This window comes from Hydrogenophaga sp. SL48 (assembly GCF_021729865.1).
Classification (GTDB): Bacteria; Pseudomonadota; Gammaproteobacteria; order Burkholderiales; family Burkholderiaceae_C; genus Hydrogenophaga.
The window spans coordinates 1,235,416-1,260,260 of sequence record NZ_CP063400.1 but is presented as its reverse complement, the minus strand read 5'-3'; the positions used below and the strand labels follow the sequence as shown (position 1 = coordinate 1,260,260).

Genomic DNA, 24,845 nt, shown 5'->3' with positions numbered 1-24,845 from the left:
CCCACTGGCTCAGAGGCATTTCAACCCCGAGGAAAGGAGCATCTGCGGATGAACTGGAACAACACCACCCGTCACGCCATCGGCACCACCATCTTGTGCCTGGCGGCACTCACCACCACCGCCGCATCGGCCGCCGCGCAACAGATGGTGAGCGTCAAAGGCTCCACATTGAACATGCGCTCCGGCCCCGGCACCCACACCGAGGTGCTGTGGGAACTGAACAGGGGCTACCCGCTCAAGGTGACCGCACGCAAAGGCCGCTGGCTGCAGGTCAGCGATTTCGAGAACGATCGCGGCTGGGTGGCTCGCTCGCTCACCGGCAGCGCACCACACCACATCGTGAAGTCGCGGGTCGCCAACATGCGCTCCGGCCCCGGCACCCAGCACAGCATCGTGGGCAAGGTGGAATACGGTGAGGTGCTGCGCACGCGCGAAAAACGTGCCGACTGGGTGCGTGTGGAGCGCGACAGCGGCAAGAAGGGCTGGATCGCCAGGCGCCTGCTCTGGGGCTGGTGATCCTCAACCCAGCGCCCTGGCCGCTTCGTGGGCCGGGCGTTCCACGCAGCGGACGATCCAGTCGTGCGTCAGCGGGTGGGCTCTCATCAACTCACGCGCCGGCCGCGCCCAGTTCAGAACACTGGCCACACACAGGTCGGCCACGGTGAAGCGCTCGGCCGCCAGGTAGGCCCAACCGGCGGCCCGCTGCACCGCCAGGTGCTGCTCCAGCACGCGCAGGCGCACCGCCAGCCGCTTCTCGGCGGCCTGGGCCAGCTCGGGCTTGCGGCGCTCGGCCGGCATGGCCTCGCGGTGCATGAGCACCGTCAGCGCGTCGGCCTCGCACTCGGTCACGGCCCAGAAGCTCCAGCGCAGCGCCTCGGCGTCTTCGCTCGGGTTCACGGGCGTGATGCTCGCGCCATCGGGCTGGCCGTGGTGGCGCGCGAGGTACAACGCGCAGGCCATGCTTTCCCACACCACCACCTCGCCCTCGGGCCGCGCGTCCACCAGCACCGGGATGTGGCCATTGGGGTTGAGCGACAGAAACGCTGGGGTGCGCGTGGCGCCACCCAGGTAGGGCGTGGGCACGTGGGTGAAGGCCAGACCCAGCTCCGTCGCGGCCCACAGCGGTCGGATGGCGCGCGAGGCCGGAATCCCGTGGATGGTGAGTGGCATCGCGGGAGACGGGCTCAGCCCAGCGCGCGGCACAGCGCGAGCAGTTCGCTCACCGTGATGTGCGGCGCCAGCGGCGCGTGTTCCCAGGCATGGCCCGCGCGGTTCACCCAGGCCAGCTGCATGCCGGCGTTGAGCGCGCCCACGCCATCGAGGTGGGCGTCGTCGCCCACGTGCAGCACCTGCGACGCGTCCACGCCCGCCGCCTGCGCAGCGGCGAGGAAGATGCTCGGGTGTGGCTTGGCGGCACCAAACCCGTGGGCGTTGAGCGAGGCCGTGAAGTGCGCGCCGATGCCGACGCGGTCCACGTCCGCGTTGCCGTTGGACACCGCCACCACCGGGTAGCGGCCGCTGAGCCATTCGAGCGCGGGCAGCGCATCGTCAAACAGATCCACGCGGTGCCGCTCGGCAAAAAAAACCTCGAACGCCGGCTCCGCCAGCGACGGGTCGTCGCCCGCGCGCTGCAGCACCAGGCGGATCGACTCTCGGCGCAGCCCGCTCATGTCGTGCGCGAGATCGGGGCGGGTGGTGTTCATCTGGTTGCGCAGCTCGCGCAGCGTGCCCGGCGCGGCACAGAGCGCAGCGGTGGCGGGGGCGTGCTGGGTCAGCCAGGCCTGCAAGGCGTTTTCTGCGCGGGCGATGATCGGCCAGATCGGCCAGAGCGTGTCGTCCAGGTCGATCGTGATGGCGCGGATGCGCGACACGTCCAGACCGAGGTCCGCGACCGGATCGGCATCATGCCCCTTGGCGTTGCAGGGGTTGTCACCGCCGGTGAGGCTGTGGTCGGGCGCCTCGCAGCGCGGGGAATGGGGGGTATTCATGTCTGCGTGAGAATAGCGCATGCCCTTCCAACCCGAACCCGCTTTCTCCCATGGCCAGGCGCCGCGCACGGCGGTCGTGCTGTGCAACCTCGGCACCCCCGACGAGCCCACCGCCCCCGCGCTGCGCCGCTACCTCGCCGAGTTTCTCGGCGACGGCCGCGTGGTCGAGATCCCCAGGGCCGTGTGGATGCTGATCCTGCACGGCATCATCCTGCGGGTGCGGCCCAAGAAGTCGGCCGCCAAGTACGCAAGCATCTGGACGCCCGAGGGATCACCGCTCAAGGTCTGGACGGAGAAACAGGCCACGCTGCTGCGCGGTTACCTGGGCGAGCGCGGCCACCAGGTCACGGTGCGCTACGCCATGCGCTACGGCAACCCGTCGATCCCCTCGGTGCTCGATGAACTCAAGGCCGACGGCGTGACCCGCGTGCTCATCCTGTCGGCCTACCCGCAGTACAGCGGCACCACCACGGCCAGCGTGTTCGACGCGGTGGCGAACTGGGGCCTGAAAGTCCGCCACCTGCCCGAGTTCCGGTTCATCAACCGCTACCACGACGACCTGGGTTACATCGACGCGCTGCACCGCAAGGTGCGCGCGCACTGGATGCACCACGGCCAGGCCGAGCACCTGGTGATGAGCTTTCACGGCGTGCCCGAGCGCACCCTCATGCTCGGCGACCCGTACCACTGCGAATGCCTGAAAACGGCGCGCATGCTGGCCGAGAAACTGGGCCTGAGCAAAGACCGCTACACCGTCACCTTCCAGTCGCGCTTCGGCAAGGCCAAGTGGCTGGAGCCCTACACCGAGCCGACCCTGGTCGCCATGGCGCAGAAGGGAATCAAGAGCGTGGACCTGGTGTGCCCCGGTTTCACCAGCGACTGCCTGGAAACGCTGGAAGAAATCCGCATGGAGGCGCAGGAGGCCTTCAAGCACGCGGGCGGCGAGCGCTTCGCTTACATCGACTGCCTCAACGACAGCCCCGACTGGATCCGCGCGTTGACCCACCTGACCGAGCAGCACCTGCAGGGCTGGCCGACGAAACAGGCGGACGATCCGATGCAGCTCCAGGCCAGTCGCGAACGAGCGCTGGCGCTGGGTGCGAAGGATTGAGGCAGCTCGGAATCCTGTTGCCGGATTTGTCGAATGTTTTATTTTTATACCTGCTCCTGCCCGCAGCGGAGTTGCCGAGTCGATTGATTTCAAAGAGTTTTTCTGGATTCGAAGAGACTTTGTTTGGCGGCAGCGGTTGTGGGCATCCGGCGTTTTGCCGTTTTAATCAAAGTTAACCATGCCTATGCAGCGACGCCCTGTTTCCTTCGCTGAAGCGTGCGAGCGCCCTTGTGCGTATCGCATTTCTGAATGCTCAGGGCCAACCGCTAGCGGCTTGCATGGCTATGCTTGCGAACGGTGTCTCTCGAAAGTGTTGAAGGAGCTAGGGAAGGTCTGCACAACACCCGCTACGGCGCGAGGTGATGCATGCAATTTCAAATGATGGCGATTTCAGGCTCACGAGGGCGCTTTGTTGGCCGATTTCGCCCTGATTCGTGGCCGTTGGCCGCATTCGGACGCACTCATCCTCGGGTCTCCTTCAAAAGCGTTCGGCGCACCATCCAGATGTTGGACAACGCAAACAGGGTGTGCAGCTGCGCCGTGTTCTTGGCCAATCCCCGGTAGCGCACCTTCACATATCCGAACTGGCGCTTGATCACCCGGAACGGGTGTTCGACCTTGGCTCGGATGCGCGCCTTGGTTTTCTCCAGCGCTTCCATGATCGAGCCCATGGGCGTTTCCTTGTCCAGCGCCTTGCGATGGCTGGGCATCATGGCCACGTACCAGTGGACCTCGGGATGGTCCTTGATCACCTCATCGCGCTTGTGAACGCCCCGGTAGCCAGAGTCGGCAAAGACATCGGTTTCGTCGCCGTGCAGCAGTTCGCTGGCCTGGGTGATGTCGTGCGCGTTGGCCGCTGTGGCCTTGACGGTGTGCACCAGGCCCGATTCGGCATCGACCCCAATATGCGCTTTCATCCCGAAGTGCCACTGGTTGCCCTTCTTGGTCTGATGCATCTCGGGGTCGCGTTCGCCGCTGTTGTTCTTGGTCGAGCTGGGGGCGGCAATGAGCGTGGCGTCGACGACCGTACCGCTCTTGAGCAGCAGGCCTTTGTCGGCCAGGGTGGCGTTGACCGTGGCAAGCAATTGCAGGCTCAAGTTGTGTTGTTCGAGCAGATGGCGAAAGCGCAGGATGGTGCTCTCGTCAGGCAAGTTCTCCTCACCCTGGTCCAGCCCCGCAAACTCTCGAAACATGGGCGTGTCGTACAGCGCCTCCTCCATCGCCGGGTCGGACAGGTTGAACCACTGCTGCAGGAAGTGAATGCGAAGCATGGTTCGCACGGCAAACGGCGGACGACCACCCTTGGCGCCAGGCGTTGGTGCATGCTGTGCAATCAGCGACACCAGCTCGGTCCACGGCACTACCAGGTTCATCTCGTCGAGGAACTCGCGCTTGCGCGTTCTCTTGGTCTTGCGCTCGAATCCGCTCTCGCCCAGGCTCATTTGCTTCATGACGTCACTGTCTCACATCGGCCCACGGCGCCGCGGTTTTGCAGACCTTCCCTAGATGAAGGCCGGATATCTGCTGGTGCCACGTGTGCGTATTGCGGCGGGGCACCTGCATTTGCTGATGGGCTTCCAGAGGCACTGTGCGCAATTTGCACGGCAAAGGCACTGGGCGCTGCGCGTTCCTGGTACGACCGTAAGGAGTGCGGTCATCGTTAACAAATCGGCTCAGCACGGACGGCCTACGGCCTCCGCCGGCCTTAATCGTTGAACAGCGAAGGCAATGCTTCTGATTCCCGAAGGATGGTCGGTCGAATACGAGGATCCGACAATAAATTCAGGCCGCTGGGAGCGAAAGGAAGATCTTTTGCAGCTGCGCCATGCCGCCCTTGATCGGCTTGTCGACCTGGGGTGGTACGACCATGAGTTCGCTATATTGGTGTTTCAAGGCGATTTTCGAGGGGAGCAGCTTGCTAATGTTCGGGTGCACACACAAACGGAAGCGCTTGAGAAACTACGAGACATATTAAGAGTGTGGGGAACGAATACGTTGCCTGAACCCACAGCCTGTTCAACCATGTATTGCAGTGGACCTGCGTCAGGTGCGCTACCTGGCCCACTGAATTAGATCGTTAGCTTTCGATGAATCACGGTCCTGCTTGGGTAATCTTTCAGGAGCACTACCCGAAGAGCGGGCGGTCATTGCTTTCGCTTCTCCCTGCTCGCAAGAGCACGAGCGACGTCGTGCGATTTATGGAGCAGCTTTATGTAGATCGGTTCTGTTCAATCGAGACCCGAATTGCCTACAAAAAGTCGCGCAAGGGCTTTTCTATAAAGCCAATCATTGATACGTACAGTCAAACGATTCATTTGGGCTACGGGCCTATTCTTGTTGGCATTCCAGTGCACCAAGTTGCGCTAGAGAATGATGTGCTGGAGGTTTCATACAAAATCGCTGTCGACAGGTCTGACCCGTTCAATCCCATATGGGAAAGACGCTCTATGTCACTCGCACTTAACGGCTAAAAACGCTCAAGCAGAGTGCCAACGGTAGGCTGCCAAGCCTCGCTACCCCCAAAAAACCGACTAACCAGCTCCAGCTGATCCGGCACATTCAGAGCCGGGGCATGCCCACACCCGGCAATGTTCACCACCAGCGCCCTCGGTCCGCGGTCGCGCATCTGTTCCGCCGTGTCGGCCAGCAGCAGGTCGGAGTCCGCGCCGCGCAGGCACAGCACCGGGATGTCGATGCGGTCGTATTCGGGCCAGCGGTCGTAGTCGCCCGGGTGCTCGGTGAACTGCATCACCATCGCCGGGTCGTAGTGCGGCGTCACGCGGCCGTCGGGCAAACGGCGCACCGAGCTTTCGGTCAGCAGCGTCCACTGCGCGTCGGTGAGGTGACCATAGGGTTTGTAGACGGTGCGGAAGTACCGTTCGAGTTCGCCCACGGTGGAAAAACTCGCCGGGTTGCCGGCGTAGCTGCGGATGCGCTGAATGGCCGCCTCCGCCAGCTGGGGGCCGTTGTCGTTGAGCACCAGGCGCTGGATGCGCCCGCGCAACAGCCCGTCGGCACACACCATGCCGATGGCGCCGCCCATCGAAGTACCGACCCAGTGGAAGCGCTCCAGCCCGAGCTGGTTCACCAGCGAGCGCGCCAGCTTGGCGTAGAAATCAAGGCAGTACTCGGTCTTGGGCTCGGGGCTCCATTGCGAGAGGCCGCGCCCAATGGTGTCGGGGCAGATCACGCGGTAACCCAGGGCGCTCAGGTGCGCGGCCAGGGCGTCCATGTCGCGCCCGGTGCGCGCGAGGCCGTGCCAGGCGATCACCGTGCCATGGTCGGCCGCGCCGGGGGCCGGCGCCCAGTCCATGAAATGGATCTCGCGGCCTTCGCAACTCAGGTAGCGCGATTGGGGCGTGTGGGTGACGACGGCGTTCATTTCAGCCCCTTGAGTTTTCCGAGCACCGCGCGCTCGCGCAATCTCCCCACGATGCCCGTCGGGAAGTAGTACACAGACAGCACGAACAGCACACCCAGCCAGAGCAACCAGCGGTCGGGGGTGAGCAGCGCAGGCAGCAGCGGGATGCCTTCGGTCGCTTCGCCGGCCAGACGCAGCAGGTCCTGCAGATAGCTCTGCGCGAGCACGAAGAGCACGCTGCCGATGAGCGCGCCATACAGCGTGCCCATGCCGCCGATCACGACGATGAGCAGGATGTCCAGCATGATCTCGAACGACAGCGAGGTGTCCGGCCCGTTGTAGCGCAGCCAGATCGCGAGCAGGCAGCCGGCCAGCGTGGCGAACAGGGCCGAGAGCACGTTGGACAGCGTGCGGTAGATCACCGTGCGGTAGCCCAGTGCTTCGGCACGGAAGTCGTTCTCGCGGATGGCTTGAAGCACCCGGCCGAAGGGCGAGTTCACGATGCGCAGGATGGTGAGGAAGATGGCGCAGACGCTGGCGAAGATCAGGTAGTAGGTGAGCAGCTTGCCGTTGAGGTTGACCTCGCCGAAGGGCGTGACCAGCGGTTCTTCGCTCAGCGCGAAACCGGGTGTCAGCAGCTCGGGCACGCTGAACGTCAGGCCGTCTTCACCACCCGTGAAGTCCGACAGCTGCGAGGCCAGTGTGAGGAAGGCCGAGGCCACGGCCAGCGTGATCATCGCGAAGAAGATCGCACGCACCCGCAACGAGAACAGCCCGATCAGCAGCGACAGCACGCTCGACACCACCAGCGCCCCCAGCACCCCCAGCACCAGCACGCCCCACGAGGCCTCTTCCACCGAACTCAGCGCGATCGCCACGCCGTAGGCGCCGATGCCGAAGAACATGGTGTGCGCAAAGCTCACGATGCCGGTGTAGCCCAGCAGCAGGTCGAAGCTCGCCACCAGCGCGACGAAGATCAGGATCTTGGCCGCGACGTTGAGCGCCTTCACGCCCGGGAACAGGAATGGCGCGAACGCCAGGCCGAAGAACAGGATCACCAGCAGGGCCGCCAGCCAGGGGCTGCGCGGCAGGTCTTTGGATAGAAGTCGGTTCAACATGGGCAAACCTCGGAGATCGGGAAAGCTGTGCCCAGGGCAGCTGCGGAACCGGCTTTGCCGGGCCCAGGCTGCGCCCCCTGGGGGGTGACGCCAAAGGCGGCGCGGGGGGAGCTCATCATCGGCTGGTCACTGGGTAGACACCTTGCGGGCGCCAGAGCAGGATGGCCACCATCAGCGCGATGTTGGAAAACAGCGCCACCTTGGGGACCAAAAAGCCGGTGTAGTTGGCCATCAGCCCCACCAGCAGCGCGCCGATCAGCGCGCCCAGCGTGGAGCCCAGGCCGCCGATGATGATGACGATGAAGATCAGCACGTTGACCTGTGCGCCCATCTGCGGCGTCACCGTCTGCTGGTACAGCCCCCACATCACACCGCCCAAGCCGGCCAGCGCGCTGCCCGCGACGAACACGCCGACGAACAGGCGCTTGATGCGGTAACCCAGCGACTCGACCATCTCGCGGTCCTGCACGCCGGCGCGGATGAGCAGGCCGACCTTGGTGCGGTTGAGCGTCCAGACCATGGCGGCGAACACGGCCGCGCCGACCAGCACCGCGACGATGCGGTACTTCTCCACCGCCGCGTCGCCCAGCAGCAGCGAGCCGCGCAGGCCTTCGGGCAGCGGCAGCGGAATCTGCTCGGGGCCCCAGATGACCTTGATCATCTCCTCGCCGATGATCATGCCGCCCATGGTGATCAGGATCTGCTTGAGGTGCATGCCGTAGACCGGGCGGATGATGAAGCGCTCGAACACCAGGCCCAGCGCGCCGGCCACCGCCATCGCCACCAGCATCGCGGGCAGCAACGCGAGCATGTTCATCCACAGGCTCGGCGAGGTCGTGTAGCTGCCCATGCTCGCCAGCACCGTGGTGGCCACGAAGGCGCCCAGCGCAATGAACACGCCGTGGCCGAAGTTGAGCACGTCCATCAGGCCGAACACCAGCGTGAGGCCCGAGGCGATGATGAAGACGATCATGCCCATGGCCAGCCCGGCCACCGTGAGCGTGAGCCAGGTCGAAGGGCTGCCGATGGCGGGCAAGGCGGCCAGCGCCAGCACCGGCACCAGGGCCATGGGCTTCCAGTCCATGTCTTTGAATGTGGTCATAGAACGGCCTCCCGCCGGGCCGCCCCAAGGGAGGCCAACCCCTCCTGGAGGGGCAGTGAATACACGCAGTGATGAGCGTGGGGTGTCATTGGTGCGCTCCCAGGCTCAGGCCGAGCAGTTTCGATTGCAGCGATTCGTCCGCAGCCAGTTCGGCCATGGAACCGCTGTGCACCACGCGCCCGTCGTCCATCACCGCCACGGTGTCGCCCAGCTGTCTCGCGAAGTTGAAGTTCTGCTCGACCAGCAGGATCGTGGTCTGCGCCGCCTTGAGCTGGCGGAAGGCCTCGATCATGTTCTGGATGATCGCGGGCGCCAGGCCCTTGCTGGGCTCGTCGATCAGCAGCAGCTGGCGCGGCTCGACGATGGCGCGCGAGACCGCGAGCATCTGCTTCTGCCCGCCCGAGAGCTTGCCGGCCGGGTGGTTCCAGAACTTCTTCATGGCCGGGAACAGGCCGAAGATCCATTCCAGCCGCGTGGTGTCGATGTCGTCCAGCGTGCGCGCACCGCGCGCGGCCAGCAGCATGTTCTCGCGCACCGAGAGGTCCGAGAAGATGCCCATGCTCTCGGGCACGTAGGCCACGCCGCTGTGGGCGATGTCGGGCGTGGGCTTCTGCGTGATGTCCTGTCCGCCGAGCACCACCCTGCCCTGGCTCGCGTGCCACAGGCCCATGATGGTGCGCAGCGTGGTGGTCTTGCCGGCGCCGTTGCGGCCCAGCAGCATGGTGAGCTGGCCCTTGGGCACGGCGAGGTCCACCCCGTGCAGGATGTGGTACGCGCCGATGTGGGTGTGCACCCCCTCCAGTTTCAGCAGCACCTCGCTCATGCGGCCTCCTTCTCTTCCGGGTTGATGCCGAGGTAGGCCTGCTGCACCACCGGCGAGGCGATCACGGTCGCCGGGTCGCCGTCGGCCACGAGTTCGCCGTTGTGCAGCACGATGATGCGGTCCGAGAGTTCGCGCACCACGTCCATCTTGTGTTCGACCAGCAGGATGGTCTTGGTCTTGTCGGCCTTGAGCTGGCGGATCAGGTTCAGGATCACCGGCACCTCGTCCACGCTCATGCCGGCCGTGGGTTCGTCGAACATGAAGACCTGAGGCTCCAGCGCCATCAGGATGCCGACCTCCAGCTTGCGCTGGTCGCCGTGCGGCAGGCTCGATGCGAGCGCATCGCCCTTGTCGGCCAGCGCCACGGTCTCCAGCACCTCGTCGGCCCGCACCACCAGGTCCTTGCGATCGCTCCAGATGCGCCAGAGGTTCAGCCCCGCGCCCGCCCTCGCCTGCACCGCCAGCCGCACGTTCTCGCGCACGGTCAGGTTGGGGAACAGGTTGGTCAGCTGGAACGCGCGACCCAGCCCGGCCTGCGCTCGCGCCGGCGCGCCCAGCGAGGAGATGTCCACGCCGTTGAGCTTGACCTGTCCAGCCGAAGCCTTGATCTGGCCAGAAATCAGATTGAAATAGGTCGTCTTGCCCGCCCCGTTGGGGCCGACGATTGCGGTCAGCGTGCCCGGCGCGAACGCGCAGGACACGGCACTCACCGCCACGTGCCCACCGAAGCGGACCGTGAGATCAGAGGTTTCGAGCATGGGGTCTCCAAGCGCCACACAGCAGAGGCGCAGCGCAAGTGAGCGAGCAGTCGCCGCCAGTGCGGCGACCTTCCAGAACACGGCGGAACCGGCTTCGCCGGGCCGCTCGTGTTGCCCCCTTGAGGGGGTGACGCGCCCTTAGGCGCGGCGCGGGGGTGGCAAATGTTCAGCGCTTGTTCCTGATCGGCACGTTCATGTCCGCCGGCTTGATCTCGCGGACCAGCTCCGGCACGCCCCACGGGAACGCGGGGTCGACCTTGATCTTGAAGTGGTACATGCTCTGCATCGCCTGGTGGTCTTCCTTGCGGAAGGTCATCGTGCCCTTGGGCGTCTCGAAGCTCATGCCTTCCATGGTCTTGATCAGCGTGGCGGCCTTGGTATCACCGTTGGTCTTCTTCAGTGCCGTCACCACGGCCATGGCCGAGCTGAAACCACCGGCGGTGAAGAAGTCGGGCGGGCTCTTGAACTGGGTGTAGTGCTGGGCCACCATGGCCTCATTCACCGGGTTCTTGGGGATGCCGAAGTAGTAATACGTCGCGCCTTCCATGCCGGGGAAGTTCTTGTAGGCGGCCATGGCCGGCAGGATGTTGCCGCCGGTGGCGATCTCGATGCCGTAGCGCTTCAGGTCCAGATCGGCGATCTTGAACGGGTTGCCCGCGCCGGCCCAGATGATGAAGATCACCTTGCGGCCGGGCGCGTCCTTCAGCTTGTCGATGATGCGCTGCGCACCGGCGGTGAAATCGGTGGTGCTGGTGGGCAGGTATTCCTCGTGCGCGATCTTGGCGGTCTTGATGGCGTCCTTGAAGGCCTTGACACCGTCGCGGCCGAAGGCGTAGTCCTGCGCCAGCGTGGCGATGGTCGTGCCGGCCTTGTCCAGCGCCACGGCGTTGGAGATGGCGTCCTGGCTGCTGTTGCGGCCGGTGCGGAAGATGTACTTGTTCCACTTGTCGCCGGTGATGGAGTCGGCCACCGCCGGCTCGACCAGCAGCACCTTCTGGTATTCCTCGGCGACCGGCAGCATGGCCAGCGCCACGCCCGAGCTGGTCGGGCCGATGGCCAGGTCGGCCTTGTCGTCGGCGTAGGCCGCGGCCAACAGGCTCTTGCCCAGGTCGGGCTTGCCCTGGTCGTCTTTCTCGATCACCACGATCTTCTTGCCGCCCACCATCATGGTGCCGCCGGTGGCGTACTGCAGGCCCATCATCAGGCCGGTCTGGGTCTGCTTGCCGTAGGCCTCCAGGGGGCCGGTCTTGCTGTAGACGTGGGCGATGCGGATTTCACCGCCGGACTGAGCGAAACCGAGGGTGGCGCTGCAGGCCAGGGCCATCACCGCAAGGCGGCGGGTCGTGTGAATCATGTTGTGTGTCTCCTGAGGTTTTTCCGGGGCACCCGGGCGGTGTCCGCTCTCCTGTTTTGCACGTAGCGTGCCAGGGGTCTCAGGCCAATGAAATCAAGGACTTGCCACCCATCGCCGTTTGAAGCGTCTGAATTTCAGACAAACGTCAACATCAAGGAATGTCTGAATTTCAGTCAATCGTCTGAATTTCAGACACCCCGCCCAGCTTGTCATACAGGCTGGCGCGCGAGATGCCCAACAGCCGCGCCGCCGCCGCCCGGTTGCCGCCGGTGCGGGCCAGGGCGGCGGCGATGGCCCGCTGCTCCAGCTCGGCGATCTGCTCCGGCAGGGGCCGCTCGTCCACCGACGGCTGTGGTGGCGGTGCGTTCGCGGCCCGCACGGCCGGCGCCCTTGGCGGCTCGATGCGCTCCAGGCCCGACTCGCGCAGCACCTGCTCCACCTGCGGCGCGTCGATCTGCGGCGAGTCGCTGCGCAGGGCCAGCTGTTCCAGCACGTTGCGCAGTTCGCGGATGTTGCCGCGCCAGGGCTGGGCAGCCAGCAGATCGAGCGCGGCAGGCTCGATCTCCAGGTGGGCCGTGGCGCCTCGCGCGGCGATGTCTTCGCACAGCGCCTCCACCAGCAGCGCCAGGTCGTCGCGCCGCTCGCGCAGCGGTGGCACGCGGATGGGCAGCACATTGAGGCGGTAGTACAGGTCTTCGCGGAACTGGCCGTTGCGCACCATCTGCTGCAGGTCGCGCGAGGTGGCGGCCACCACGCGCACGTCGAAGCGCAGCAGCTTGTTGGAGCCCAGCGGCTCGATCTCGCCCTCCTGCAGCGCGCGCAGCAGCTTGACCTGCACGGCCATCGGCATGTCGCCCAGCTCGTCGAGGAACAGCGTGCCACCGTCGGCCAGCTTGAACTTGCCGTCGCGGCCCTTCTTGTCGGCCCCGGTGTAGGCGCCGGGCGCGACGCCGAAGAACTCGGCCTCCAGCAGCGCCTCGGGCACGGCCGCCATGTTCACGCTCACGAACGGCCGCCCCGCGCGCGGCGACGACGCGTGGATGGCGTGCGCCAGCAGTTCCTTGCCGGTGCCGGTTTCACCCAGCAGCAGCACCGGGCTGGTCGACGCGGCCGCGCGCCGCGCCTGGCGCTTCACCTCCAGCGCACCCGGGCTGGTCCCCACGAAGCTGGCGAAGGTGTACTTGGTGCGGCGCTGGCTGGCCAGCTCGCGCCGCGCGTCGCTCAGGTCCTGCTCCAGCCGCGCGAACTTGGCGATCAGCGGCTGCAGCGTGGTCTCGGGGTGGTCGAACAACACGATGCCCAGCACGCCGATCACCTCGCCCGCGTCGTCGCGCAGCGGGATGCGGCTGACCACGAAGGTGCCGGCGCGGTTGGTCAGCAGGTCGATCAGGATCGGCTTGCCGGTTTCCAGCACCTGGTGCATCTGGGTGTTCTGCACCACGCTGGAGACCGGGTGGCCGACGAAGTCTTCCTCACGCTCGAAGCCCAGGGCCGGCAGGAAGCGGCGGTACTGGTCGTTGATCCACACCACCCGCCCTTTGCGGTCCACCAGCATCATGCCCTCGCTGGCGTTGGCGAACAGGTCGAACATGGAGCGCGCGGCCAGCTCCAGGATGCTTTGTGCGTCGCGGGGAAGTCGGTTGTCGGGGCTCATGCCCGCATGATAGAGGTCACCCCTGCAGCGTTGCGCGCAACCCCCTCAAGGGGGCAATGCAAGTGGCCCGGCAAAGCCAGTTCCACCGCATCCTGGGTCAAGACCCCTCAGGCCGCAGGGTTCAACAGTCCGTGGTCCACCAGCTGCGCACGCACCTGCGCCGCCGTCTCGAAGCGCACGCCGCGCCAGCCGACGGCGTGGGCCGCGTCGATGTTGCGCTGCGCGTCGTCGATGAACACCGGCGACGTATCGCTCAGCGCCAGTTTCTCGGTCACCGCGTGGAAGATGGCCGGGTCGGGTTTCATCAGCGCCACGCGGGCCGAAAAGATGCCGTCCTCGAACCAGTCGGCGAACGGGTGGTCGTCCTCGATCCAGCGCGCCAGGCCGTGCGGCATGTTCGAGAGGTAGACCAGCCGGTGGCCACACGCCTTGAGGTCGTGGATCAGCTCGACCGTGTCGTCCTTCACCCGCATGTGCGGCGCCAGCCCGTGAATCACCGCCATCACCTCGCCGACCGCCAGCCCGGTGCGCCGCGCGATGCGTTGCGCCAGCACCTCGGGCTCCGCGTTGCCGAGGTCGAACTGCGCCCAGTCGCCGTCGGGATCGAAGGCCTGGAAAATTTCGCGCACCCAGTGCACCGCGCCGGCCTCGTCTGCCGCGCGCCCGGGCAGCACCTGCCGCAGCAGCACGGTCGGCTGCCAATTGAACACCACCCCACCGAGGTCGAACACCACCGTCTCTGTCGTCATTGTCGAATTCATTTGAAAAGAATCACAGTTGTCCGCGTCGCAGAAGCGAGATCCGCAACGCATGAAAGGGCCCAACCCAGAGGCACCGCCGGGCTGGCTTTGCCAGACGGCCCGTGCCGTCCCCCTTGAGGGGGGTGACGCGCAGCGGCGCGGGGGTGTACCTGTTCAAGCAGCCACCACGGTCACGCCATGGTCCTTGAGCGTCAGCCCCAGCTCTTCGCCCAGCCGCCATTCGCGGTCGACCTGCGGGCTGACCACGAAGATCGGCCCCAGCTCGGTCTGCACCGTCAGTTCCTGGAACGAGCCCAGGTAGGCCTGTTTGAGCAATTCGCCGCCCAGACCGCCCGCTTCGCGCGGGCCGATGGACCAGGCCTCGGGCCGGATTGCCGCCTTCACAGGCCCCGCCGGCAGGCGGTGGCGTGGCTGCAGGCGGATCGGGCCGAAGCGCACCGAGCCATCGGGCTCGCTCACACCGTCGAACAGCATGGCCTCGCCCATGAAGCCGGCCACGAAGGCGGTCGCCGGGCGTTCGTAGAGGTCTTGCGGCGCGCCGGCCTGGGCGATCTGGCCCGCGTCCATCACGATGATCTGGTCGCTCACCGCCAGCGCCTCGCTCTGGTCGTGCGTCACATAGGCCACGGTCAGGCCCAGCCGCTGCTGCAGGCTGCGGATCTCCTCGCGCATGCTGCGGCGCAGCCGCGCATCGAGGTTGGACAGGGGCTCGTCGAACAGCAGCACCGCCGGCTCGATCACCAGCGCCCGCGCCAGCGCCACGCGCTGCTGCTGGCCGCCGGAGAGTTCGCTGGGCAGGCGCGTGTCCATGCCGACCAGGCCCACGGTCGCCATCGCCGTCCGCGCCCGCTCGGCGATTTCCGCCTTGGGCAGGCCGCTCACGCTCAGGCCGTAGCCCACGTTGTCGAGCACGCTCATGTGCGGAAACAGCGCGTAGCTCTGGAACACCATGCTGACGTTGCGTTCACTGGGACCGAGCGAGGTGACGTCGCGGCCGTCGATCAGGATCTGGCCGCCGGAGGGTGACTCCAGCCCCGCGATCATGCGCAGCGTGGTGGTCTTGCCGCAGCCCGAGGGGCCGAGGATGGTGGTCAGCGTGCCCTTGGGCACGGTGAAGTCGATGCCCTTGACGATCAGGGGCGCGTTGGCGCCGCCGTAGCGCTTGGTCACCTGGCGGAACTGGATGCCGTGTGTGGTCATGAGGTTCTCCCGTTTCAGTGGCCGCCCGAGCGGCGGCCGAGTTGCCGCTCACCGACCAGGCGCTGCACCAGCGCGGTGATGAGGGACATGAAGACGATCAGCACGGTGCAGTAGGCGAGCGCAAGCCCGTACTCGCCGTTGCCCACGCGGCCGATGATGTAGGTGGTCGACAGCTCGTACTTGGCCGAGACCAGGAAGATCACGGCCGAGACCGTGGTCATCGAACGCACGAAGCTGTAGATCAGCGCTGCCGTCAGCGCCGGCTTGAGCAGCGGCAGCACCACGCGGCGCAGCGTGGTCAGCGTGCCCGCGCGCAGCATGAACGAGGCCTCGTCCAGTGAGCGGTCCAGCTGCTTGAACGCCGCCGTGCCGGCGCGCACGCCCACCGGCAGATTCCGGAACACGTAACACAGCACGATGATCAGCCCGGTGCCGGTCAGCTCGATCGGCGGCACGTTGAAGGCCAGGATGTAGCTCACGCCCAGCACCGTGCCGGGAATCGCAAAGGTCAACAGTGCCGCGAACTCGAAGCCCGCCTTGCCGCGGAACTCGGTGCGCGCCAGCAGCCAGGCGATCAGCAGGCCCAGGAAGGCACAGACCGGCGCGGCCATCGCCGCCAGCGAGGCGGTGGTGAACAGCGAATTCCAGGCCGTGCCGGCCCAGACCAGGCCGTGCTCGCCCCACTGCAGATCGAAGGCGCCACGGAAGTGGTCCAGCGTGAGCGTGTAGTCGCGGCCCCACGTCTTCACGAAGCCGCCCGCGAAGGCAAACAGGTAGACCACCACGGTGAACAGCAGCCAGGGCCCGGCCACACCGAAACACAGACGACGCACCGCATCGGGCAACGGCATCGGCAGGCCTGCGTCGCCCTTGCCGGTCACGGTGGTGAAGCTGGTGCTGCCCAACACCCCGCGCTGGATGAAGAACACCACCAGCGCAAACAGCGTTAGCACCAAGGCCAGCGCCGCTGCCATGCCCGGGTCCAGCGAGGCGCCGACGATGGCAAAGAAGATCTCGGTCGACAACACGGCGTAGGAGCCGCCCAGGATGATGGGGTTGCCGAAGTCGGCCATGCTCTCGATGAATCCGACCAGGAAGGCGTTGGCCAGGCCCGGCTTGAGCAGCGGCAGCGTCACCGTCATGAAGGTGCGCAGCCGGTCGGCGCGCAGCGTCTGCGCGGCCTCTTCCAGCGAGGGGCTCACGCCCTGCACCACGCCGCGCATGATCATGAAGGCGATGGGCGTGAAGGCGAACATCTGCGCCAGCCAGACGCCGAACACGCCATAGAACCAGCGCGAGGGCGCCACGCCGAAGGCCCATTCCATGAACTGGTTGTAGAGCCCGGCACGGCCGAACAGCAGGATCAGGCCCAGGCCGACCACGAAAGGTGGCGTGATGATGGGCAGCATGGCCAGCACGTTCAGCGGCTTCTGCAGCCTTGTGCCACCGCGCTCGGCCCACAGCGCCATCAGCGTGCCCATCACGGTCGTGCCGGCCGCCGTCAGCAGGGCCAGGAACAGGGTATTCCAGGCCACGCCGCAGCGCGTGTCGGCGGTGACGCAGCCCAGGCCCCAGATGCGCTCGGTGGCCAGCCGGTCCACCAGCGCGCCCGGCGCCCACAGGCCCATGTCGTCGTACAGGCCCGAGGCCATCGAGCGCAGCACGGGGTAGACCACGAACAGCACCAGCAGGCTCACGCAGCCGACCACCGCGCCCGCGACGAACACGTCGCCGCGAAAGAACCCCAGCCGTGCCACGCCAGCGCCGAGCAACATCACGAGACAGGCGATGGCGACGAAGCCGCCCCAGCCCATGCCAAACTGGCCGTGCTCCAGCGGGCCGAACCAGGCCTCCAGGGTCTGGAAGCTCCAGCCCGGCGCACCGATGGCGAAGCCGCTCGCCAGCAGGCCGGCCAGGCCCAGCAGCGCGCCGCCCACCAGCACCCCGCCCTGCGCCCGCCCCACGGGCAGCAGCAGGCCGGCGCCGGCGATCAGCAGACCGGCCAGACCGGTCCAGAGCCAGGGCCGCCCGTGCAGGGCCGCCTGCACCACGCCGCTGGCGGTGGCATCACCGCCCCAGACGCCGGGCAGTGCCGCCCAGAGCGATTGTTGTTGGAGGAAGTACCAGGGCAGCAGCGCGTAAGCGGCCAGCCCCAGCAATGTCCAGGCGGCCAACGCCCGCCCGGACCGCGAGGTCAAGGTGTTCATGCCAGTTTCCGGAGGGTGTGGGGGTCAGCGCGGCAGGCTGTTCACGTCTTTTTCCCAGCGCTGGATCAGGCGGCGGCGCTCGGCGGTCTGGCCGTATTTCGCGTAGTCGTAGTTGATCAGCTTGATCTTGCGGAAGTCGGGCACGCGAGGGTCGACCTTGGTTTCCTTGTTCGACGGCAGCTGGAATTGCAGCGTGGCCGCGCCCAGCGCCTGGGCCGAGGGCGTGAGCGCCCATTCGTAGAACTTCTTGGCCGCGTCCAGGTTGCGCGAGCCTTTGATGATCGACATCGAGCCGATCTCGGCGCCCGTGCCGTCCGACGGCGTGACGGTTTCGAGCGGGAAGCCCTGCGCCTTCTCGCCCGGGCCGTCGTGCACGAAGCTGATCGAGATGGTGGCCTCACCGCGCGCCACCGCCTTGATCGGGCCGGTGCCCGAGCGGGTGTAGGCGCCGATGTTGCCGTGCAGCTTCTTCAAGTACTCATACGCCGGCTCTTCGCCCATGAGTTGCACCAGCGTCGCGATCATGGTGTAGGCCGTGCCGCTGGAGGCCGGGTTGGCCGACTGGATCTCGCCCTTGTACTCGGGCTTGAGCAGGTCGGCCCAGGTCTTGGGCACGGCCAGTTTTTTCTTGGCCAGCAGCTCGGTGTTGTAGCCAAAACCCAGCGGGCCGGAATAGATGCCCACCGTCTTGTAGCCCGACTGCTGCGCCTGCTTCTGCGCCCAGTCGTGCAACTTAGGCAGCGTGGGCGACTTGTACTCCATCGACAGGCCCTGCTCGGCCGCCTGCAGGTGCGGGTCGCCGGTGCCGCCGAACCAGAGGTCGGTCTTGGGGTTGGCGCGCTCGGCCATGATCTGCGCGATCGCCTCGCCCGAGCCCTTGAGCGTCATGTTCACCTTGACACCCTGGGTCTTCTCAAAGGTGACGGCGAGCATGTTGCACCAGGCGGCCTGGGCCGAGCAGATCAGGTTGAACTCGCTGCTCTGCGCCTGTGCGGGCAGCGCGGGCAACAGCAGGAAGGGAGCGGCGAGCCAGAGGTTCTTTTTCATGGTCTTTCCTTGGATGGACACGGATGCGGTTGAGGGGAATCGGGACGTTCGTGGTGGCTTCAAGGGCCTTCCGGCATGGCGCTGGCCCCGGCCAGCAGCACGCTGACACCGGGACCGTCCAGGAACACGCTGACCGGCGCGCCGACCTGCAGCGTCTGGCGCTCGTGGTGGCGGTGCACCTGCAGCAGGCCGAGCGCGGTGCGCACGCGGTAATGCGACTGGCGCCCTTCGTAGGCGTGCGATTCGATGCGACCGGCCATGCCCTGGCCACTGGCCGGCGCCAGCCGCCAGGCCTCGGGCCGCACCACCACGCGGGTGGCACCGCGGCGTCGGGCCAGGCCGGTGCCCACGCTCAGCGGCCCCAGCCGCAGGCCACCCTGCCCGTCCGCCTCGGCATCGAACACCGCCGCGTCGCCCATGAAGCCGGCCACGAATTCGGACCGCGGCCGCTCGTAGATCTCGCGCGGGCTGCCGACCTGCTGCACCTGGCCGTCGCGCAGCACCACGATGTGGTCGCTGACCGCCATGGCTTCGTTCTGGTCGTGGGTCACGTAGATCACCGTCAGCCCCAGCGACTGCTGCAGGCTGCGGATCTCTTCCCGGATCTGTCGCCGCAGGCCGGCGTCGAGGTTGGACAACGGCTCATCGAGCAGCAGCACCTCGGGCGCCAGGGCCAGGGCGCGCGCCAGCGCCACCCGCTGCTGCTGGCCGCCCGAGAGCGAGGCGGTGCCACGGGCGGCCAGCGCCCCCAGCCCCACCTGTTCCAGCGCGGACTGCACCCGCGAGTCGCGCGCCGCGGCAGCGCTGTCCAGCCCCAGGCCGTAGCCCACGTTGCCCTGCACGTCCAGGTGCGGAAACAGCGCGTAGCTCTGAAACACCATGCTGATCGGCCGCTGCTCGGGGCCGGTGCCGGTCACGTCGCGCTCGCCGATGAAGACCCGGCCCGCGCTGGGCTGGTCCAGCCCGGCCACCAGGCGCAGCAGCGTCGACTTGCCGCAGCCCGAGGGCCCGAGCAGCGTGGTGAGCTGGCGCCGCGCGAACCGCAGTTGCACGCCGCGCAGCGCGCGCGTGCCGTCGGCAAAGGTCTTCTCCACCGCGTCCAGGCGCACCGCGTCAGGCATGTGAGCCACCTTCCGAAGCCGGCGCCAGGTTCCAGCGCACCACGGCATCGACGCCGACCACGCGGTCGTCCTGCACGCGGTTGAACAGCTGCACCCGGGCCTGCATCGATTCCGCGATCTGGCGGCAGATCGACAGCCCCAGACCGATGCCGGTGCCGCCCGCGGCCGACTGGAAGGGCTCGAACAGCCGGTCCATCACCGCGGCATCGATGCCGCCGCCGTTGTCCCAGATCAGCAGCTCGGCCTGGTCCGGCAGCACGCGCACCACCATACCCAGCGCGGACCCGCGCGGCGCGTGGTGGATGGCGTTGGAGAGCAGGTTGCGCAGCAGCTCACCCAGCATCCAGGGGTCGGTGGTGAGGCGCACCGGCACCGACTCGAAAGAAAAATCCAGCCGCTTGCGCGCCAGCAGCGGTCCGAATTCCAGGCACACCTCCTGCGCCACGGCGTCCAGGTTCACTTCCTGCCAGTGCCCCTGCGCCACCAGCTGCTCGACCTTGGCCAGCGAGAGCAGCTGCCGCACCAGCTCGCTGGAGCGGTCGACGGTCGCGAGCATCTTGGGCAGGGTGTCCTTCGCTTCCAGCTGCCCCGACATCGCGCCCTGCAGCTGGGTGCGCAGCACCGCAAACGGCGTGCGCAGCTGGTGCGAGGCATCGGCCAGAAAGCGCCGCTGCTGCTCGGTGGCCTCGCGCTGCTGCGCCAGCACGGCGTGGACCGCGTCGGACAGCGGCCGCAGTTCGGCCGGTACGGGTCGGGCCGCGCCCATGCCTCCGCCGGGCTGCAACGCGTCTTCCAGCCAGCGCAGGGGCGCCAGCGCGCGCACCGCGCACCAGGCAAACAGCGGCAGCACGGCGAGGATGCGCAGCAGGCCACCCCAGAGCGGTGTGCCCGCCAACTCGGGCAGAAGCCCCTGCAGCAGCAGCTCGACCAGCAGGAGGCAAAGCCCCAGGCACAGCAGCAGCCGCACCGTGATCGACCAGGGCCGCGCGGCGGGTGCGGACGGTGGCGAATCGGAGCCGGTCATGGTCGGGCGGGAGGAAGGGGCTGAAGACGTCATGCGCTGCTCAGGCCGAGACCGGCCCTTCCGTCATCGCCTCGTCGATCATCAGGTAGCCGACGCCACGCAGCGTCACCAGCTGCGCGCCCGAGCCGTGGATGCGCTTGCGCAGGCGGTGCACCAGCACCTCGATCGCGTCGGCGCCCAACGCCTCGTCGCCGAACACGGCCCGGTGCAGGTCTTCCTTGCCGATCGCCTGACCCGGTCGCGCGAGCAGGGTCCGCAGCAGGGCCAGCTCACGGGTCGACACGTCCAGCGGGGTCGCCCCACGGAACACCGCGCCGGTCGGCTCATCCACACGCAGCATCGCGCAGCGCAGTTCCTGCGTGCCGTGGCTGCGCCGCACCAGCGCCTTGAGGCGGGCCGCCAGTTCTTCGATGTCGAAGGGTTTGGTGAGGTAGTCGTCGGCACCTTCGTTGAGCCCGAGCACCCGGTCCTGCACCGCGCTGCGGGCGGTGACGACCAGCACCGGCACCTGCGAACCGCCGTCGCGCATCAGGCGCAACACCTCCATGCCGTCCATGCCCGGCAGGCTCAGGTCGAGCAGCACCACGTCCGGGCTGCGGCGCCGGAACATGGCCAGCGCCTCCACGCCATCGGCACACCGCGTGACCTCGAAGCCCCGGCCCTGCAGCACGCGCCCCAGCGCATCGCCCAGGGCCAGATCGTCTTCCACCATCAGCACTTTCATGCCGACGATCATGCCCGGCGCCCCCACCGGAACGCATAGAGGAAACCTTAGAGAAACGCGAAAGCCGGACGAAATCTTCGTCCGGCTTTCGGGCGCCGCTCAGAGCGGCGGAGCGTGGGGGCCGACGGGCCAGCCTCCGGGCCGCCCGAAGGCAGGCCCAGCCCCCTCGGGGGGCAGCGACCCGCGCAGCGGCGGAGCGTGGAGGCCCTTGTTCAGCTCCGGCGGTGCCAGGCCAGCAAGCGCGGCGTCACCAGCACCAGCACCACGACAGTCAGCAGCGTGGCCGACATGGGGCGCTCGAAGAACACCGCGAGGCTGCCTTCGCCGATCGACATGGCGTTGCGGAACTGCGCCTCGGCCAGCGGGCCCAGGATCAGGCCCACGATCACGGGCGCCGTCGGGAAGTCGAAGCGGCGCAGCGCCACCCCCACGAGGGCCAGACCAAACATGATGAACAGGTCGAACGAGCTCTGGCGCATGCCGTACACGCCCACCGTGGCGAAGATCAGGATGCCGGCGTACAGCGGCGCCTTGGGGATCTTCAGCAGCTTGACCCACAGGCCCACCATGGGCAGGTTGAGCACCAGCAGCATCACATTGCCGATGTAGAGCGAGGCGATCAGCGCCCAGACCAAGGCCGACGAGGTCTGGAACAGCTGCGGGCCGGCGTTGATGCCGTAGTTCTGCAAGGCACTCAGCAGGATGGCGGCCGTCACCGAGGTGGGGATGCCCAGCGTGAGCAGCGGCACCAGGGTGGCCGTCACGGCCGCGTTGTTGGCGGCTTCGGGGCCGGCGACGCCTTCGATGGCGCCGGTGGTGCCGAATTCCTTCTTGTACTCAGGGTCGGCCAGCTTGCGCTCGGTGGCGTAGCTCAGGAACGTGGGGATCTCGGAGCCGCCGGCGGGGATGGTGCCGAAGGGGAAGCCGATGAAGGTGCCACGCAGCCAGGCGGGCCACGAGCGCTTCCACTCCGTCTTCGTCATGTGCGCCTTGTTCATCTTGTTCAGGCTGACCTCGCTCTTGCCTTCGTACAGCGCGTTGTAGAGCGCCTCGGTCACGGCAAACAGGCCCACGGCCACCAGCACCACCTCGACGCCGTCCATGAACTCGATGATGCCGCCGGTGTAGCGCACCTGGCCGGTGATCTGGTCCATGCCCACCAGGCCCAGCGCCAGGCCGAAGAACAGCGCCGTGATGCCGCGCAACGTGCTCTGGCCCAGCACCGCGCTCACGGTGGTGAAGGCCAGCAGCATCAGGCAGAAATACTCGGGCGGCCCGAGCTTCACGGCAAACTCGGCCAGGAAGGGCGCGAACAGCGTCACCAGAATCGTGGCGATCGTGCCGGCCACAAAAGAACCGATGGCCGAGGTGGCGAGGGCCGCGCCGGCGCGCCCGTTCTTGGCCATCTTGAAACCTTCGAGCGCGGTCACCATGGTGCCGGTTTCACCCGGGGTGTTGAGCAGGATCGAGGTGGTCGAGCCGCCGTACATGGCGCCGTAGTAGATGCCCGCGAAGAAGATCATCGAGGCGGTGGGTTCCACCTGGCCGGTGATCGGCAGCAGCATGGCCACGGTCACGGCCGGGCCCAGGCCGGGCAACACGCCAATGGCCGTGCCCAGCGCGCAGCCGGCCAGCGCCCACAGCAGGTTGATGGGGGTGCCGGCGGTGGCGAAGCCGCCGAGCAGGTTGTTCCAGAGGTCCAGCATGGTGAATTCCTTTCAGGTCCGTCGTGCGGATCAGAGCCAGCCGGTGCCTGTGAGGCCCGGCAGGTTGACGGCGAGGAATTTGGTGAACAGCCAGAAGGTAGGCGCCGAGATCAGCATGCCGATCACCGCGTCTTTCACCGTCTGCATGCCGTTGCCCGCGGGCTTGCCTTCGCTGATGCGCAGGCCGCGCACCGCCAGCGTGAAACACAGCGCGCAGCTGAGCACGAAGCCGATGGTGGTGATGAGCGCCGCGTTGCCCAGGATGCCGGCCGACACCCAGGCCATGGCGTGCCAGTCACCACGGGCCGCGCCCGAGGGCTCTTCCATGTTGCGGTAGCCACCGGTGCGCACCTCCCAGATCAGCAGCACGCCGCACAGCCCCATGGCGGCCGACACCACCCAGGGCAGGAAGTCGGGGCCCACGCCCGCGTAACCCGCGTCCGACGGGATGTTGGCAGCGCCATAGGCCAGCCCGGCGGCCAGCAGCACAGCGGCAATGCCCAGGGCCAGCTGGCCGGGGCGGTGATCGGGGCGCGGCTCGTTGGCCGCTGGGGTGGGGGCTTGCATGGGCACTCTCCTGCCTGAAAAAAAAATGCGGCCGCGACGCAAACGCCACGGCCGCTGGTTCACACGGTGGACGACCGGTGCTTACACCATGCCGGCACGGACCATGGTCGCACGCAGGCCGGAGAAGTCCTTGTCCACGAACTCGTCGAAGGCCTTGCCGGTCAGCAGGGCTGGGGTCCAGTTGTTCTTGACCAGGGCGTCCTGCCAGGCCTTGCTCTTGGTGGCCTTGACGATCATGTCGGTCAGGGCGTCGCGCTGGGCCGGGGTGATGCCGGGCGCGCCGTAGACACCGCGCCAGTTGCCGATTTCCACGTCGATGCCCTGCTCCTTGAGCGTCGGGATCTTGTCGATGCCCTTGACGCGCTGGCCGGACGTGACGGCGATCGCCTTCATCTTGCCGCTCTCGATGTACTGCTGGAACTCGCTGTAGCCGGAGCCACCGACGGTCACGTTGCCACCCAGAATGGCGGCGACGGCCTCACCGCCCCCACGGAACGGCACGTAGTTGATCTTGGAGGCGGGCACGCCCACGGCCTGGGCGATCTGCGAGGCGGCGATGTGCTCGGTGGAACCGCGAGAACCACCACCCCACTTGACGCTGCCGGGGTCTTTCTTGAGCGCTTCGACCACGTCCTTCATGGAGTTGAACGGCGAACTGGCGGGCAGCACGAACACGTTGTATTCGGTCGTCAGGCGGGCAATCGGGGTCAGCTGAGTGATCGACACCGGCGGCTTGCCGGTGATGATGCCGCCGAGCATGACGGCGCCCATGACCATCATGGCGTTCGGGTCGCCCTTGGCCGAGTTGTAGAACTGCGCCAGGCCGATGGCACCGGCCGCGCCGCCCTTGTTTTCGAAGGTCACGGAGTCGGCCACCTTGGCGTCACGCAGGGCTTCGCCCAGCGCACGACCCGTGCCGTCCCATCCACCACCCGGGTTGGCGGGGATCATCATCTTGACGTTGGCGGCTGCCCAGGCGGCGTTGGGCAAGGCACCGGCGGCGGCCAGAGCGGCCAGGGATTTGAGGAAGGTATCGCGACGCATGTGTTGTCTCCGTGGGAGGTTGATCGACGGTGGTGATCTTGCTGCCTGGCGCTGTCATTCGGCTGTCGCCACCCTCAGGACAAACCCTAGTACTGTTGCCCCCCCACGCTCCGCCGCTGCGCGGGTCGCTGCCCCCCGAGGGGGTGCACATCCAGCTTGGGGCGGCCCGGCGCTG

Annotated in this window: 22 protein-coding genes; 2 read left to right on the top strand and 20 right to left on the bottom strand. The window is 67.1% G+C overall.

Annotated elements, in window-relative coordinates:
* Positions 1-48 precede the first annotated feature (48 nt).
* Complete coding sequence (locus IM738_RS06020) at positions 49-516, top strand: SH3 domain-containing protein (RefSeq protein ID WP_236964989.1); 468 nt, start codon at positions 49-51, stop codon at positions 514-516.
* Positions 517-519: 3 nt separating this feature from the next.
* On the opposite strand, the gene IM738_RS06015 is transcribed toward IM738_RS06020, so the two are convergent.
* Complete coding sequence (locus tag IM738_RS06015; RefSeq protein ID WP_236964988.1) at positions 520-1,170, bottom strand: glutathione S-transferase family protein; 651 nt, start codon at positions 1,168-1,170, stop codon at positions 520-522.
* 14 nt (positions 1,171-1,184) lie between these two features.
* Positions 1,185-1,988, bottom strand: coding sequence for an HAD family hydrolase (locus IM738_RS06010; RefSeq protein ID WP_236964987.1), 804 nt, complete (start codon positions 1,986-1,988; stop codon positions 1,185-1,187).
* 19 nt (positions 1,989-2,007) lie between these two features.
* Between IM738_RS06010 and hemH the strand changes: the two genes are divergently transcribed.
* A complete protein-coding gene (hemH, locus tag IM738_RS06005) occupies positions 2,008-3,099 on the top strand; it encodes a ferrochelatase (RefSeq protein ID WP_236964986.1) in 1,092 nt (363 codons plus the stop codon).
* A 461-nt stretch (positions 3,100-3,560) separates the two neighbouring features.
* Here the strand turns inward: hemH and IM738_RS06000 are convergent, their stop codons facing one another.
* The 18 genes from IM738_RS06000 to IM738_RS05915 all read right to left on the bottom strand — a co-directional run bounded on the left by IM738_RS06000 (position 3,561) and on the right by IM738_RS05915 (position 24,670).
* Positions 3,561-4,550: an IS5 family transposase gene (locus tag IM738_RS06000; RefSeq protein ID WP_236961435.1), complete on the bottom strand. Its 990-nt coding sequence runs from the start codon at positions 4,548-4,550 to the stop codon at positions 3,561-3,563.
* Between the two features lie 1,016 nt (positions 4,551-5,566).
* Positions 5,567-6,481 carry an alpha/beta fold hydrolase gene (locus IM738_RS05995; protein WP_236964985.1) on the bottom strand — a complete coding sequence of 305 codons (915 nt, stop codon included), beginning with the start codon at positions 6,479-6,481 and terminating at the stop codon, positions 5,567-5,569.
* Positions 6,478-7,578, bottom strand: coding sequence for a branched-chain amino acid ABC transporter permease (locus IM738_RS05990; RefSeq protein ID WP_236964984.1), 1,101 nt, complete (start codon positions 7,576-7,578; stop codon positions 6,478-6,480). Before IM738_RS05990 ends, IM738_RS05995 begins: the two co-directional genes overlap by 4 nt.
* Before the next feature lie 115 nt (positions 7,579-7,693).
* Entirely contained in the window at positions 7,694-8,680 is a 987-nt protein-coding gene (locus IM738_RS05985; RefSeq protein WP_236964983.1) for a branched-chain amino acid ABC transporter permease, read from the bottom strand.
* Between the two features lie 85 nt (positions 8,681-8,765).
* Positions 8,766-9,503 carry an ABC transporter ATP-binding protein gene (locus tag IM738_RS05980; RefSeq protein ID WP_236964982.1) on the bottom strand — a complete coding sequence of 246 codons (738 nt, stop codon included), beginning with the start codon at positions 9,501-9,503 and terminating at the stop codon, positions 8,766-8,768.
* On the bottom strand, positions 9,500-10,261 hold the full coding sequence (locus tag IM738_RS05975; RefSeq protein ID WP_236964981.1) for an ABC transporter ATP-binding protein: 762 nt from the start codon (positions 10,259-10,261) through the stop codon (positions 9,500-9,502). The genes IM738_RS05980 and IM738_RS05975 overlap by 4 nt, the downstream gene beginning before the upstream one ends.
* A gap of 166 nt (positions 10,262-10,427) precedes the next feature.
* Positions 10,428-11,585, bottom strand: coding sequence for a substrate-binding domain-containing protein (locus tag IM738_RS05970; protein WP_442908514.1), 1,158 nt, complete (start codon positions 11,583-11,585; stop codon positions 10,428-10,430).
* 199 nt (positions 11,586-11,784) lie between these two features.
* Entirely contained in the window at positions 11,785-13,269 is a 1,485-nt protein-coding gene (locus IM738_RS05965) for a sigma-54 interaction domain-containing protein (RefSeq protein WP_236964979.1), read from the bottom strand.
* A 107-nt stretch (positions 13,270-13,376) separates the two neighbouring features.
* Positions 13,377-14,018 (bottom strand): HAD family hydrolase, encoded by a 642-nt coding sequence (locus IM738_RS05960; protein ID WP_236964978.1) that lies wholly within the window; start codon positions 14,016-14,018, stop codon positions 13,377-13,379.
* Between the two features lie 165 nt (positions 14,019-14,183).
* Entirely contained in the window at positions 14,184-15,230 is a 1,047-nt protein-coding gene (locus IM738_RS05955) for an ABC transporter ATP-binding protein (protein WP_236964977.1), read from the bottom strand.
* A gap of 14 nt (positions 15,231-15,244) precedes the next feature.
* Complete coding sequence (locus IM738_RS05950; RefSeq protein WP_236964976.1) at positions 15,245-17,437, bottom strand: ABC transporter permease; 2,193 nt, start codon at positions 17,435-17,437, stop codon at positions 15,245-15,247.
* A gap of 24 nt (positions 17,438-17,461) precedes the next feature.
* Entirely contained in the window at positions 17,462-18,484 is a 1,023-nt protein-coding gene (locus tag IM738_RS05945) for an ABC transporter substrate-binding protein (RefSeq protein WP_236964975.1), read from the bottom strand.
* Positions 18,485-18,543: 59 nt separating this feature from the next.
* Positions 18,544-19,605, bottom strand: a complete 1,062-nt coding sequence (locus IM738_RS05940) for an ABC transporter ATP-binding protein (RefSeq protein WP_236964974.1) — start codon at positions 19,603-19,605, stop codon at positions 18,544-18,546.
* Entirely contained in the window at positions 19,598-20,662 is a 1,065-nt protein-coding gene (locus tag IM738_RS05935; protein ID WP_236964973.1) for a sensor histidine kinase, read from the bottom strand. The genes IM738_RS05940 and IM738_RS05935 overlap by 8 nt, the downstream gene beginning before the upstream one ends.
* Positions 20,663-20,669: 7 nt before the next feature.
* A complete protein-coding gene (locus IM738_RS05930) occupies positions 20,670-21,353 on the bottom strand; it encodes a response regulator transcription factor (RefSeq protein WP_236964972.1) in 684 nt (227 codons plus the stop codon).
* 212 nt (positions 21,354-21,565) lie between these two features.
* Entirely contained in the window at positions 21,566-23,059 is a 1,494-nt protein-coding gene (locus IM738_RS05925) for a tripartite tricarboxylate transporter permease (RefSeq protein WP_442908487.1), read from the bottom strand.
* A gap of 30 nt (positions 23,060-23,089) precedes the next feature.
* On the bottom strand, positions 23,090-23,626 hold the full coding sequence (locus IM738_RS05920) for a tripartite tricarboxylate transporter TctB family protein (RefSeq protein ID WP_236964971.1): 537 nt from the start codon (positions 23,624-23,626) through the stop codon (positions 23,090-23,092).
* Positions 23,627-23,707: 81 nt separating this feature from the next.
* The gene (locus IM738_RS05915) at positions 23,708-24,670 is read right to left on the bottom strand and encodes a Bug family tripartite tricarboxylate transporter substrate binding protein (protein WP_236964970.1); all 963 of its coding nucleotides are present in this window, start codon (positions 24,668-24,670) and stop codon (positions 23,708-23,710) included.
* Positions 24,671-24,845 lie beyond the last annotated feature (175 nt).

Excerpts from the sequence above, each read along its gene's own strand:
- IM738_RS06020 (WP_236964989.1), top strand. The coding sequence starts at position 49 with ATGAACTGGAACAACACCACCCGTCACGCCATCGGCACCACCATCTTG.
- IM738_RS06015 (WP_236964988.1), bottom strand. The coding sequence starts at position 1,170 with ATGCCACTCACCATCCACGGGATTCCGGCCTCGCGCGCCATCCGACCG.
- IM738_RS06010 (WP_236964987.1), bottom strand. The coding sequence starts at position 1,988 with ATGAATACCCCCCATTCCCCGCGCTGCGAGGCGCCCGACCACAGCCTC.
- hemH (WP_236964986.1), top strand. The coding sequence starts at position 2,008 with ATGCCCTTCCAACCCGAACCCGCTTTCTCCCATGGCCAGGCGCCGCGC.
- IM738_RS06000 (WP_236961435.1), bottom strand. The coding sequence starts at position 4,550 with ATGAAGCAAATGAGCCTGGGCGAGAGCGGATTCGAGCGCAAGACCAAG.
- IM738_RS05995 (WP_236964985.1), bottom strand. The coding sequence starts at position 6,481 with ATGAACGCCGTCGTCACCCACACGCCCCAATCGCGCTACCTGAGTTGC.
- IM738_RS05990 (WP_236964984.1), bottom strand. The coding sequence starts at position 7,578 with ATGTTGAACCGACTTCTATCCAAAGACCTGCCGCGCAGCCCCTGGCTG.
- IM738_RS05985 (WP_236964983.1), bottom strand. The coding sequence starts at position 8,680 with ATGACCACATTCAAAGACATGGACTGGAAGCCCATGGCCCTGGTGCCG.
- IM738_RS05980 (WP_236964982.1), bottom strand. The coding sequence starts at position 9,503 with ATGAGCGAGGTGCTGCTGAAACTGGAGGGGGTGCACACCCACATCGGC.
- IM738_RS05975 (WP_236964981.1), bottom strand. The coding sequence starts at position 10,261 with ATGCTCGAAACCTCTGATCTCACGGTCCGCTTCGGTGGGCACGTGGCG.
- IM738_RS05970 (WP_442908514.1), bottom strand. The coding sequence starts at position 11,585 with ATGGCCCTGGCCTGCAGCGCCACCCTCGGTTTCGCTCAGTCCGGCGGT.
- IM738_RS05965 (WP_236964979.1), bottom strand. The coding sequence starts at position 13,269 with ATGAGCCCCGACAACCGACTTCCCCGCGACGCACAAAGCATCCTGGAG.
- IM738_RS05960 (WP_236964978.1), bottom strand. The coding sequence starts at position 14,018 with ATGACGACAGAGACGGTGGTGTTCGACCTCGGTGGGGTGGTGTTCAAT.
- IM738_RS05955 (WP_236964977.1), bottom strand. The coding sequence starts at position 15,230 with ATGACCACACACGGCATCCAGTTCCGCCAGGTGACCAAGCGCTACGGC.
- IM738_RS05950 (WP_236964976.1), bottom strand. The coding sequence starts at position 17,437 with ATGAACACCTTGACCTCGCGGTCCGGGCGGGCGTTGGCCGCCTGGACA.
- IM738_RS05945 (WP_236964975.1), bottom strand. The coding sequence starts at position 18,484 with ATGAAAAAGAACCTCTGGCTCGCCGCTCCCTTCCTGCTGTTGCCCGCG.
- IM738_RS05940 (WP_236964974.1), bottom strand. The coding sequence starts at position 19,605 with ATGCCTGACGCGGTGCGCCTGGACGCGGTGGAGAAGACCTTTGCCGAC.
- IM738_RS05935 (WP_236964973.1), bottom strand. The coding sequence starts at position 20,662 with ATGACGTCTTCAGCCCCTTCCTCCCGCCCGACCATGACCGGCTCCGAT.
- IM738_RS05930 (WP_236964972.1), bottom strand. The coding sequence starts at position 21,353 with ATGAAAGTGCTGATGGTGGAAGACGATCTGGCCCTGGGCGATGCGCTG.
- IM738_RS05925 (WP_442908487.1), bottom strand. The coding sequence starts at position 23,059 with ATGCTGGACCTCTGGAACAACCTGCTCGGCGGCTTCGCCACCGCCGGC.
- IM738_RS05920 (WP_236964971.1), bottom strand. The coding sequence starts at position 23,626 with ATGCAAGCCCCCACCCCAGCGGCCAACGAGCCGCGCCCCGATCACCGC.
- IM738_RS05915 (WP_236964970.1), bottom strand. The coding sequence starts at position 24,670 with ATGCGTCGCGATACCTTCCTCAAATCCCTGGCCGCTCTGGCCGCCGCC.